9 protein-coding genes are annotated in these 11,963 nt (G+C 58.7%); 4 read left to right on the top strand and 5 right to left on the bottom strand.

Annotated features, from left to right (window positions below; translation table 11 throughout):
- Positions 1–79: 79 nt before the first annotated feature.
- From AC27VJ_RS16505 to AC27VJ_RS16495, 3 genes are all read left to right on the top strand, one after another.
- Complete coding sequence (locus AC27VJ_RS16505; protein WP_488684929.1) at positions 80–967, top strand: ABC transporter permease; 888 nt, start codon at positions 80–82, stop codon at positions 965–967.
- Complete coding sequence (locus AC27VJ_RS16500; protein WP_488684928.1) at positions 960–2,051, top strand: quaternary amine ABC transporter ATP-binding protein; 1,092 nt, start codon at positions 960–962, stop codon at positions 2,049–2,051. The genes AC27VJ_RS16505 and AC27VJ_RS16500 overlap by 8 nt, the downstream gene beginning before the upstream one ends.
- 87 nt (positions 2,052–2,138) lie before the next feature.
- Positions 2,139–3,161, top strand: a complete 1,023-nt coding sequence (locus AC27VJ_RS16495) for an LLM class flavin-dependent oxidoreductase (protein WP_488684927.1) — start codon at positions 2,139–2,141, stop codon at positions 3,159–3,161.
- Positions 3,162–3,204: 43 nt separating this feature from the next.
- On the opposite strand, the gene AC27VJ_RS16490 is transcribed toward AC27VJ_RS16495, so the two are convergent.
- Entirely contained in the window at positions 3,205–5,022 is a 1,818-nt protein-coding gene (locus AC27VJ_RS16490) for an ABC transporter ATP-binding protein (RefSeq protein ID WP_488684925.1), read from the bottom strand.
- A 515-nt stretch (positions 5,023–5,537) separates the two neighbouring features.
- On the opposite strand from AC27VJ_RS16490, the gene AC27VJ_RS16485 reads away from it, so the two are divergent.
- Entirely contained in the window at positions 5,538–6,197 is a 660-nt protein-coding gene (locus tag AC27VJ_RS16485) for a peroxiredoxin (protein ID WP_488684923.1), read from the top strand.
- A 210-nt stretch (positions 6,198–6,407) separates the two neighbouring features.
- Here the strand turns inward: AC27VJ_RS16485 and iolB are convergent, their stop codons facing one another.
- From iolB to AC27VJ_RS16465, 4 genes are read right to left on the bottom strand one after another with little or no spacing between them, the layout of a single operon-like run.
- Complete coding sequence (gene iolB, locus AC27VJ_RS16480) at positions 6,408–7,217, bottom strand: 5-deoxy-glucuronate isomerase (RefSeq protein WP_488684922.1); 810 nt, start codon at positions 7,215–7,217, stop codon at positions 6,408–6,410.
- 15 nt (positions 7,218–7,232) lie between these two features.
- On the bottom strand, positions 7,233–8,132 hold the full coding sequence (iolE, locus tag AC27VJ_RS16475; RefSeq protein ID WP_488684921.1) for a myo-inosose-2 dehydratase: 900 nt from the start codon (positions 8,130–8,132) through the stop codon (positions 7,233–7,235).
- Position 8,133: 1 nt separating this feature from the next.
- Positions 8,134–9,957, bottom strand: a complete 1,824-nt coding sequence (gene iolD / locus AC27VJ_RS16470; protein WP_488684920.1) for a 3D-(3,5/4)-trihydroxycyclohexane-1,2-dione acylhydrolase (decyclizing) — start codon at positions 9,955–9,957, stop codon at positions 8,134–8,136.
- Positions 9,954–11,876, bottom strand: coding sequence for a bifunctional 5-dehydro-2-deoxygluconokinase/5-dehydro-2-deoxyphosphogluconate aldolase (locus AC27VJ_RS16465; RefSeq protein ID WP_488684919.1), 1,923 nt, complete (start codon positions 11,874–11,876; stop codon positions 9,954–9,956). Before AC27VJ_RS16465 ends, iolD begins: the two co-directional genes overlap by 4 nt.
- Positions 11,877–11,963: the final 87 nt, after the last annotated feature.

Raw genomic sequence — 11,963 nt, 5'->3', positions numbered from 1 at the left:
CTCACAGTCCGGCAGCCACGCAAATAGACATGCGATTGGCAACACCAGTCGCATGTCGCCGCGATCATAGGGGAATTGTATGGATTGGTTTTACACGTTTCCGCACATGAACGATGAGACGCTTCGAAATCTGAAAAAGATGATCGATGACGGCTTTCGTGAATTCACGCGTGCCTGGGGCGGTACTATAGAGGGCTTCTTTTCGCCCCTGCAACAGTTTCTGATTGCAGCAGAACGCTTCATGACGCAAACGCCCTGGCCGATCATCATCCTGATCATCATGGCCATTGCCTGGTTTGCCAGCCGCAATCTCAAAATCGTTCTCAGCTGTCTTTTGACCCTGCTCGCCATCGGCTATTTTGACATGTGGACGGATACGATGCGGACGATCTCGATGATCTTCGTCTGCACGGTGCTATCCATCATCATCGGCATTCCCATCGGAATCGCCATGTCGCATTCCAACCGTGTGCAGCGGGTCATAAACCCCATCCTCGATGTCATGCAGACCATGCCGAGTTTCGTGTATCTCATTCCGGTCGTGATGCTGCTGGGCATTGGCAGGGTCCCGGGGCTGATCGCGGTCGTCATTTACGCCATTCCGCCGATGATACGCCTGACCAATCTCGGCATACGGTTGGTGGACCGGGACGTGCTGGAGGCAGCCGATTCCTTTGGCTCGTCCGGCTGGCAGAAGCTGTTCAAGGTGCAATTGCCCCTTGCGCTTCCCACCATCATGGCCGGCATCAACCAGACCATCATGATGGCGCTCGCCATGGTCGTCGTTGCCTCGATGATCGGCGTGCAGGGGCTTGGCCAGCCGGTTCTGAAAGCCATCGCCAACCAGTATTTCACGCTCGGCATCTTCAATGGCCTCGCCATCGTGGGCATTGCCATCATCTTCGACCGTATCAGCCAGGCCTATGGCAAAAGGCTCCAGAAACATCAGGAGATGGCCCATGGCTGACGCTTTCGGCGGCATTAAGATCAGCAATCTTTACAAGATTTTCGGCAGCAATCCTCAAGCCCATGTGGAAGCGGTGAGAAACGGGCTGACGAAGACGGAGCTGAATGAACGATACGGCCATGTTCTGGGCCTGCGGGATATCAATATCGACATTCCATCCGGCTGCATTCAGGTCATCATGGGCCTTTCTGGCTCCGGCAAGTCCACGCTCATCCGCCACATCAACCGGCTGATAGACCCCACGGCGGGCGAAGTGCTGGTCGATGGCGTGGATGTGGTGAAGATGAATGCCACGGAACTGCGCGCCTTTCGCCGCCACCAGACCGCTATGGTGTTCCAGAAATTCGCGCTGCTGCCGCATCGGAATGTTCTTGATAACACGGTCTATGGCCTTGAGGTTCAGGGCATGGCGCGGGCACAAAGCGTAGACATCGCCATGCGCTGGCTTGAGCGTGTCGGGCTGAAAGGCTTTGAAACGCGTTTCCCCAACCAGCTGTCCGGCGGCATGCAGCAGCGTGTTGGGCTGGCGCGCGCACTCTCCAACGATGCGCCGGTTCTGTTGATGGACGAGGCCTATTCTGCGCTCGATCCGCTGATCCGCACCGACATGCAGACCGTGCTTCTGGATATCCAGAAGGAAATCAGGAAAACCATCGTCTTCATCACCCATGATCTGGATGAGGCACTGCGTCTGGGAGACCAGATTGCCATTCTGCGCGATGGCGAAGTCATCCAGCAGGGCACCAGTCAGGACATCGTGCTGCGCCCAGCGGATGATTACATCGCCAACTTCGTCAAGGAAGTGAACCGCGGCCGCGTCATCAATGTGGAAGCCGTCATGTCACCGGTCAGGCCGGGCCTGCCGCTTAGTGGCCCGCAAGTGCTGGCGGGAACCAGTGTGGAGGAAGCCATGCGTCTGCTGTCGATCAGCGGTCAGGACGATGCAGCCGTCGCCAACCCCTCCGGCGAGGTTTTGGGCATGGTCAGTTTCCGCCAACTTGCCAGCGCCATCGTCAACGCGCAGGTGACGGAAGGGGAAAGCGGCATTTACTCCACCTCGGGCATCGTTCGCGCCAAGGCCTGAACAGACTGTTCACAATCTTGGCCGTACATTCCATGAATTGCGCACTATATGTTCGGCAACGAAACATACGCAATTCAGGTGAGTATCATGAAGAAGATTGGTTTTCTGTCTTTCGGTCACTGGAGCCCCGGTGCCCATTCGCAGGCGCGCACCGCCAAGGACGTGCTTCAGCAATCCATCGAGCTGTCCGTTGCCGCTGAAGAAATCGGTGTCGATGGTGCTTACTTCCGCGTCCACCACTTTGCCCGGCAACTGGCCTCACCCTTTCCGCTGCTGGCCGCCGTTGGTGCCAGAACGAAAAAGATCGAGATCGGCACTGGCGTTATCGATATGCGCTACGAAAACCCGCTCTACATGGCGGAAGATGCCGGTGCTGCCGACCTCATTTCCAATGGTCGCCTGCAACTGGGCCTTAGCCGCGGTTCGCCCGAACAGGTGATCGATGGCTGGCGCTATTTTGGTTATCAGCCGAAAGAAGGTGCTAGCGATGCCGATATGGGGCGCAACAGCACCGAAGTCTTTCTGGAAGTGCTCAAAGGTGAAGGGTTTGCCGAACCGAACCCGCATCCCATGTTCCCCAACCCTCCCGGCCTTCTCCGTCTGGAGCCGCATTCGGAAGGTCTGCGCGACCGCATCTGGTGGGGCGCTGGCTCCAACGCCACAGCCATCTGGGCGGGCAAGCTGGGCATGAACCTGCAAAGCTCGACCCTGAAGGACGACGAAACAGGCGAGCCTTTCCATGTGCAGCAGGCTGCGCAGATCCGGGCGTTCCGCCAGGCATGGAAGGAAGCCGGTCACAGCCGCGAGCCGCGCGTTTCTGTCAGCCGTAGCATTTTTGCGCTGGTTGATGATCGCGACCGCGCCTATTTCGGCGGCGGTAGCAAAGAGAGCGACAGCATCGGTTATCTGGATGCCAACACGCGCGCCATCTTCGGTCGCTCCTACGCGGCAGAGCCGGACGTGCTGATCAAGGAACTGGCAAAGGACGAGGCGATCGCCGAAGCAGATACGCTGCTGTTGACGATCCCGAACCAGTTGGGCGTCGACTACAATGTCCACGCGCTGGAATCGATCCTGAAACACGTCGCGCCGGAACTCGGCTGGCGCTAAACATCAGGTCCACGGCATCAAGAGATGCCGTGGACTTTCCACCTTATTCGGCAACATCCACCACAAGCCCCTTGGTCAGTTCCAGAGCCTGCCGCTCGAAGAGACCGCGATAGATGCCGCCCTTCTTCTGGATGAGGCTGAGATGGGTGCCCTCTTCCGCGATTTTGCCGTGATCGAAGACCAGCAGCCGATCCAGAGATCGGACGGTCGAGAGACGGTGCGCCACGACAAGCGTTGTCCGTCCCAGCATCAACCTCTCCATCGCGTTCTGGATCAGCATCTCCGATTCCGAATCCAGACTGGATGTCGCCTCATCGAGAATGAGGACGGGGGCATCCGCCAAAAATGCCCGCGCGATTGCGATACGTTGACGCTCACCGCCCGAAAGCTTCACGCCCCGTTCGCCCACCAGCGTGCCGTAACCCTTCGGCAAAGCTGTGATGAAGCCGTGCGCGCTGGCAAGTTTCGCCGCATTCTCGATTTCGCTCTGCGTGGCGTTCGGCCTCGCATAGGCGATGTTTTCCGCAAGCGATCGGTGAAACAGGATCGGCTCCTGCTGCACGATGGCAATCTGTTGGCGCAAGGACGCCTGCGACACCTGCGAAATGTCCTGCCCATCGATGCGGATTGTGCCGTGGCTGACATCATGCAGACGCTGGATCAGCTTGATGAAGGTGGTCTTGCCAGAGCCGGAATGACCGACAAGTCCCACCCGCTCACCCGGCTTGATGATGACTGAGAAGTCCTTGTAAAGCGGCGCCAGATGCCTGCCGTAATGGAAGCTGACCCGGTCGAACTCTATTCTGCCCTCATCGATGACAAGCGTTTTTGCGCCAGGCACATCTTCGATGCCAAGTGGCTGGGAATGGATAGCGACAAGCTCTTCCATATCGTTGACCGACTTCTGCAAGTTACGGATATGCATACCGATTTCACGCAAATAACCTTGCAGAATGAAGAAGGCAGTTAGAACGAAAGTGATATCGCCAGCATTGGCTTTGCCGCTGGACCAGAGCAACAGCGCAAGCCCAACCACGCCTGCCCGCATGATGCTGAGCAAACCTGCCTGAAGGGTGCCGTTGATCGTGCCGCGTGTCCATGTGCGCCGGGTTCTGTCCTGCCATTTGCCCATCACGAGTGTCAGGCGACGGTCTTCCCGCTCCTCGGCACCAAAAGCTTTCACCACGGCATTACAGGTCACCGCATCGGCCAGCGAGCCGCCCAGCTTGGTATCCCAGGCATTGGCAAGGCTCGCCATAGGCGCAACATAGCCAAGCGCCATGCACACCGTAATCACGACGAACAGCAAGGAGCCCAGCCCGACGAGCAGGCCCATCATTGGCCAGTACCATGTCATCAACACGGTCGAGCCGATGAGCATGACGACGGACGGAAACAGTGCGACGAATACCACGTCATTCAGCAGATCGAGCGCCCACATGCCACGCGTGACCTTGCGCACCGTCGATCCGGCAAAGCTGTTGGCATGCCAATCCGAGGAGAAACGCTGGATGCGATGAAACGAATCCGCCGCAATATCCGTCATCGACCACAGCGTGAAGCTGATGATGGTCATGAAGGTGGCGTGGCGCAGAATGACGGCCAGCACGGCAAGACCCATCAGCCAGCAGAATGCGGTGAGCGCGTTGCTCCACGCAACAGGATCGCTCGCCGTGCCGGATACGACGGCATCCACCAGCCGCCCTGCGAACATGGGCGTCAGCACATCGGCAAGCGTGGAAAACAGAACCGCGAACAGCATGAAGCCGACGCGACCGGGTTGCTGACGCCAATGGGTCCAACAAAAGCGAAAAACGCTGCGAAACGCCTGACTACGGCGCATTTTCAAACCAAAAGACATGAAGTGCATCCGGCGAGTGGCCGGTCCCATAAAAGAAGGAAAAACGGAATCCGCGCCGGATTGATGCGCGAAAGAATTTGGGGGAAATCAGAAAAGGACCGGCCTACCGGTCTTTACGCGTCAATCTCTTGTTCGAAAGAAAAAGAGAGCGTCAACCGTGAATGGGCGATGCCACCGGGGAGTTGGAAAAATATGCCATTGAATACCTCCCTCGTTCACGTTGATGATCATATCATAAGCAACTCGGTTCAAAAGCCAAGCCCGTTTTTCGCGCGATGATTCACTAAACCTCTGGCTGCGGCAGAGATGTCACAGGCGGCGCTTTAGCGCTGGTGCGGAGGGGCTGCGAGATCTCATATGTCCAAGCCAAAAACCGGCGTCGCAAAGCCATTGCCACCAAATGCCAAAAGAAGAATTTTTCTCCTCGTCTATTGGCATATTCTGGATGATTATTCGGCGACTTTGGGCGCGTGACGAGAGAAAATCAAATTCTAACCTTATGCTTGGAGCATGCCATGACGTTGCGTATCAACCAGACCGCCCCGGATTTTACCGCAGATACAACCCAAGGGTCGATCAGCTTTCACGAATGGATCGGTGATAGCTGGGCGGTGCTGTTTTCCCATCCGAAGAACTTCACGCCGGTCTGCACCACCGAACTTGGCGCGATGGCGGGTCTGGATGGCGAGTTTAGGAAGCGCAATGTCAAGGTCATCGGCATTTCTGTCGATCCGGTGGAAAGCCATTCCAAATGGAAACAGGACATCCAGACCGCCACCGGCTTCGAGGTCGGCTATCCCTTGATCGGTGACAAGGACCTCAAGGTCGCCAAGCTGTACGACATGCTGCCGGATGACGCAGGCGAAAGCTCTGAGGGACGCACACCTGCCGATAATGCCACCGTCCGCTCCGTCTATGTCATCGGCCCCGACAAGAAGATCAAGCTGATCCTCACCTACCCGATGACCACAGGCCGCAACTTCGATGAAATCCTGCGCACGATTGACTCGATCCAACTGACCGCGAAGCATCAGGTGGCGACGCCGGCCAACTGGAAACAGGGCGAAGACGTGATCATCACGGCTGCGGTTTCTAATGAGGATGCGATTGCTCGGTTTGGGTCGTTCGATACGGTGCTGCCGTATTTGAGGAAGACGAAGCAGCCGCAGGGGTGATTGCGGTCTGAATTTAGGCGTATCGGGTGTGGCTTACCCCCCTCTGCCCTGCCGGGCATCTCCCCCTCAGGTGGGGAGATCGGCGAGGCGCACTTCCGCCACTTCATTCACGAACGTTGAGAAGGCCGAAAGGTCTCGCTACGATTAGGTCTCCCCCCTTGAGGGGGAGATGCCTGGCAAGGCAGAGGGGGGTCAGCCCCGCCCGCTACGTCATCCGTTATCCCGCTGAAAAATCCAATTATGATCCGGATGGTTCTGAAACCGCCACTTCCGCATCGGCCCCGCCATAACATTGAGATAATACATCTCATACCCATAAGGCGCACCGCAGGGGTGGTGACCCTTCGGCACCAGCACTACATCACCATCCGAAACCGCCATGGTTTCATCCAGCGAGCCATCCTCGGTAAACACCCGCTGAAAACCGAAGCCCTGGGCGGGGTTGAGGCGGTGGTAGTAGGTTTCTTCCAGATAGGTCATGTCGGGGAAGTTATCCTCGTCATGCCGGTGTGGCGGGTAGGACGACCAGTGGCCGGAGGGGGTGAAGACTTCCGTAACCAGCAGGCTGTCGGCCACATCGCGGTCTTCCATGGCGATGGGGAAAATGTAGCGGGTGTTGGCACCCTTGCCGCGTTCGCTGAGTGAAATACCGGTGGGGCCGATGACCTGCGCTTGCCTGCCCGGCTGGGCGGGCGCGGTGCAGACACCGATGGTGCAATCGGTTGTGGCCGTTGCTGACCATGACGAACCGGCGGGAATATAGACGCAATGCGGTGGCTTGCGCTCGAAAACATTCATGCGGTCGCCAAGTTCGCCGAAATTCTTGTCCTCGGACGACACCTCCGCTTTGCCTTCAACGAGCACCAGAATGACTTCCGCGTCGCCGGTTTGCTCGGCAGCGGTCTCGCCCGGCTTCAGTCGGTAGAGACCGAAGCCGACATAGCCCCAGTCAGCACTTTCCGGCGTGATGTCGTGGACCTTGCCGGTTGTTCCGGTCGGCTTGCGCAGCAGATTGGCCATGGTCGTCTCCTTTGATCAGGCTTTATCAAGCCCGGCTTGCTTGGCGAAGTCCCGCAGGGATTTCAGACCGAGGCTTTGATATTCGAAGGGATTGCGCACATCCGGGTCCTGTTCGGCCTCGATCACCAGCCAACCGCTATAGCCATGTTCGGCAGCGATTTTCAGGACGGATGGAAAGTCGACGCCGCCGTCCGTATCGCCGGGAACGGTGAAGACACCGCGACGCACGCCTTCGAGGAACGAAAGCTTTTCGTTGCGCACCTGGGCTGCAATATCGGGTCGAACGTTTTTCGCATGAATATGTCCGACGCGGGCCATGTGCTTGCTAGCGAGACGTGCGGGATCCCCGCCGCCAAACAGTGTGTGGCCAGTGTCCAGCAGCAGTTTGGTATGCGGGCCGGTGTTCTCCATCAACCGGTCGATTTCTTCTTCGCTTTCGATAATCGTGCCCATGTGATGGTGGTAGACGAGTGCTATGCCCTGCTCCGCAGCGAATGCCGCCAGGGCTTCCACGCCTTCACCAAACTTTTTCCAATCGGCATCGGCAAGTTTGGGGCGGTCGTTGACCGGCTTTCCATCATCGCCGTGAATAGCGTTGGAGGTCTCGCAGACGATGATGACCTTGGAGCCCATGGCTTTCAGAAGATCGAGCGCGGGCTGCATGGCGGCCTTCTCGTCTTCGATGGAGTTGGTCAACAGGTTCAGCGAATGCCAGCCGGATACGAAGCACAGATTACGCGGCTCCAGCACCGCTTTGAGTGCGTCCGGTTCCTGCGGGAACTTGTGACCCTTTTCGATGCCGTCGAAACCGATTTTCGATGTCTCATCCAGGCACTGTTCGAGGCTGATATGGGCGCCCAGCGTGCGGTCGTCGTCATTGCTCCAGGCGATGGGGTTGGTGCCGTAAAGGATCATCTTACTGTCTTTCCTTCAACGCGGCTTCGTAAGCGGCGCGTGCATTGTTGACTTCCGTTCGGTCTGACACTTCAGGCACCGCTACATCCCACCAGTAACCACCGGCATCCGGTGTCGGGTACGGGTCTGTATCGATGACGATGACCGTCGTGACTGTTGCTTCGCGTGCCGCGTTGAGTGCGGTTTCAAGCTCCGCAATCGAGGAAACCTTGTGAGCATCCGCCCCCATGCTGGCGGCGTGGGCGGTAAAATCGATGGCGATGGGGTTGGTGTGGTTGGTGTGGGCGTAGAGGTTGTTGAACTCCGCGCCGCCGGTGCCCATTTGCAGGCGATTGATGCAGCCGTAACCCCTGTTATCAGTGATGACGAGGGTGATCTTCACGCCCATGGCAACGGCGGTGGCGAGCTCCGAATTCATCATCATATAGGAGCCATCGCCCACCATGACGATCACATCACGATGCGGCTCGGCCATCTTGATGCCGAGGCCACCGGCGATTTCGTAGCCCATACAGGAGAAACCGTATTCCATGTGGTAGGAGAGCGGCAGCTTGGCTTTCCACAGCTGGTGCAGCTCGCCCGGCATGGTGCCAGCGGCGCACATGACGACGGTGTTGTCGCGCGAAGCGCGCTGCACCGCGCCGATGACCTGCATGTCGGTGGGCAGGTTGTTGGCTTCGATAGGTGCAGCCGTTACGGCATCGGCCTTGGCAAACCATTGCTGTTTCAAGGCAGTGTCAGGTGCTGAAAAACGATGGCTGCCCAAGGCTGCCGACAGCTTTTCCAGGCCGACTTTGGCGTCGGCCGTCAGGCTGATGGCATTGTGCTTGGCGCTGTCATAGGGCTGGACGTTCAGTGCCAGCAGCTTGCGATCCGGGTTCTTGAACAGCGCCCAGGAACCGGTGGTGAAATCCTGAAAGCGGGTGCCGATACCGAAGACGAGATCGGCCTTTTCGGCGATGGCATTGGCGCTATCTGCACCTGTTACGCCGACGGGGCCAAAGTTCAGGTCGTGATCCCAGGCGAGAGCCGACTTGCCCGCCTGCGTTTCAATGACGGGAATGGCGTGCGTTTCGGCAAAGCGTTTCAGCGTGTCTGTCGCGCCGGAGAAATGAACGCCGCCACCGGCAACGATGACCGGGTTTTTCGCGGCTTTCAACGCAGCGACGGCGTCTTCGAACTCTGCGACATCAGGTTCAGGACGGCGCTGACGCCAGACTTTTTTCTCGAAGAAACTGACCGGATAATCGTAAGCTTCCGCCTGCACATCCTGACAGAAGGCCAGCGTAACCGGGCCGCAATCGGCGGGGTCGGTCATGGTCCGCATGGCGCGTGGCAAGGCAGTGAGAAGCTGCTCGGGGCGCATGATACGATCGAAATAACGGCTGACGGGCTTGAAGCAATCATTGGCGGAAACGGTGCCATCGCCGAAATCCTCGATCTGCTGCAACACCGGGTCCGGGCCGCGATTGGCGAAGACATCGCCGGGGATGAGCAGGACAGGCAAGCGGTTGACGTGGGCAAGTGCTGCTGCCGTCACCATATTCGTCGCGCCGGGTCCGATGGAGGATGTGACCGCCATGGCGCGGCGGCGGCCGAGCTGCTTGGCGTAAGCGATCGCCGCATGTGCCATGGATTGTTCGTTCTGGCCGCGATAGGTTTTCAGCTCATCGCGGATGCCGTAGAGCGCCTCACCGATGCCGGCGACATTGCCGTGGCCGAAAATGGCCCAGACACCGGCGATATAGGTCTCGCCATCCTCGTTCATCTGTGCAGCCAGATAGCGCATCATTGCCTGCGCTGCCGTCAATCGAAGTGTCGTCACGCTGCCTCTCCCTTGTTTCCTGCGGCGCGCGCCTCATCCCAGATGCGGCAGAGCGCGCTGTAGCGATCCGCCATCTGCGCGATGGCGTCGCCGTCACTGATCTTGCCCGAAAGCCATGCACGGCCAGCATCGGCAAAGATCGTGCGGCCAACGGCAAAGCCTTTGACCAGATCGAATCCTGCGGCCAGACGGAAGCTTTCCTCCAGTTCCGCCTGCGGTGCATCGAGACCCAGAACCACGATGCCGCGCACATAGGCATCGTTGCGCTGCACGGCATCGGTCGCGTTCTTCCACGCGGCCTCGCTTTTCATCGGCTCCAGCTTCCACCAGTCGGGGTAGACGCCGATCTCGTAAAAACGATCGATAATTTTGGCCGTCGTCGTGTCATCCACAGGACCGACCTTGGAGGGAATGACCTCCAGCAGCAGTTCCAGACGGTTGCGGCGCGCGGCCTGGAACAGGCGAAGCACCGTGTCTTCCTGTTCCTTGCGCAGCTCGGCTGCATCGTCGGGGTGATAGAAGCACAGAACCTTGACGACATTATTGGCGGGCCACTCGTTCAGCCCGCCGAAATCGAGGCCGAGTTCAGGCTCCAATGTCAGCGGGCGAGAGCCCGGCCATTCCACGGGGCGGCCAATCCAGAGGTTCGTGCCGCTCGCCTCGTAAAGCGCGTCGCGGCCCAAGCGACTGTCGCAGAGAATGCCGTAACCGGCGTCGCCGCCGGACACCTGAAGGGCTGCCTTCAGGCAAAGCTTTTTGAAATCACCAATCTTGTCGTGCGCAACACCCGCCTCATCTGCCATCGCTTCCAGTTGCATCCGGTGATCGAAGGCGAAGACACGCATGGTGTTCCAGTCACCCTTGCGGTTGGTGGCCCAATGCACCTGCTCTAGCGCCTCATCCTTGCGCAGGGCCTTGTTCTTGATGCCAGTGCGGAAGAAATATTGCAACTCTTCCCAGCTGGGATAAGCGGGGGTGCAGCCGTGGCGGGAGACGGCGAATGCGCCGCAGGCATTGGCGTATTTCAGTGTCGTCGGCCAGTCTTCGCCACGCAGCCACCCGCGGAACAGGCCGGCCATGAAGCCATCGCCCGCACCCAGCACGTTGAAGACCTCGATGGGGAAACCCTCGCCGGATTCGCCATCATCGAGGCTGGCCGGGATATTACCCGGAAACACGACTGCGCCCATCGGCCCGCGCTTGCAGACCAGCGTCGCCTTCGACACCTTGCGAACGGCTTTCAGCGCTTCCAACGTATCGGTGGAGCCACCAGCGATATGGAACTCCTCTTCCGTGCCGACGATCAGGTCGAAGAGGTGCAGCGTGGATTGCAGCTTGGCGGTGACCGCCTGGGATTCCACGAAGCGGCTTTCGCCATCGCCATGGCCGGCAACACCCCAGAGGTTGGGGCGGTAATCGATATCGAGCGCGGTTTTTGCACCGCCTTCCCGCGCCAGACGCAGCGCCTTCAACACAGCGGCTTCGGTGCGCGGATGCGATAGATGCGTGCCGGTGGCGCAGACGCAACCGGCATCGGCAATGAAGGCGGGATCGATATCGTCTTCGCACAGCGCCATGTCGGCGCAGTTTTCACGGTAGAAGATCAGAGGAAATTGCGACTGGTCGCGAATGCCGAGCAGCACCAGAGCCGTCAGGCGTTCCGGGTCGGTCTTGACGCCCCTGATATCGACGCCTTCGCGCACCAACTGTTCGCGGATGAAGCGGCCCATATGCTCGTCACCCACGCGGGTGATCACGGCGGTCTTCAAGCCCAACCGTGCGCCACCGGCGGCGATATTGGTGGGTGAACCACCGATATATTTGTTGAAGGAGGACATATCCTCCAGCCGCCCGCCAACCTGCGCGCCGTAAAGATCGACCGACGAACGGCCAATGGTAATGAGATCGAGCTTCTTCACGACCGTCCTCCCTCGCTGTGACGCGAACCCTGCATCTGGAATGACACTCCACCATCATTCCATGTCAGATTATTTTTGGACTATAAA

The sequence above is a fragment of the Agrobacterium sp. 20P9.1.2 genome, from assembly GCF_057799395.1.
This window is presented reverse-complemented; position numbering and strand designations above follow the sequence as displayed.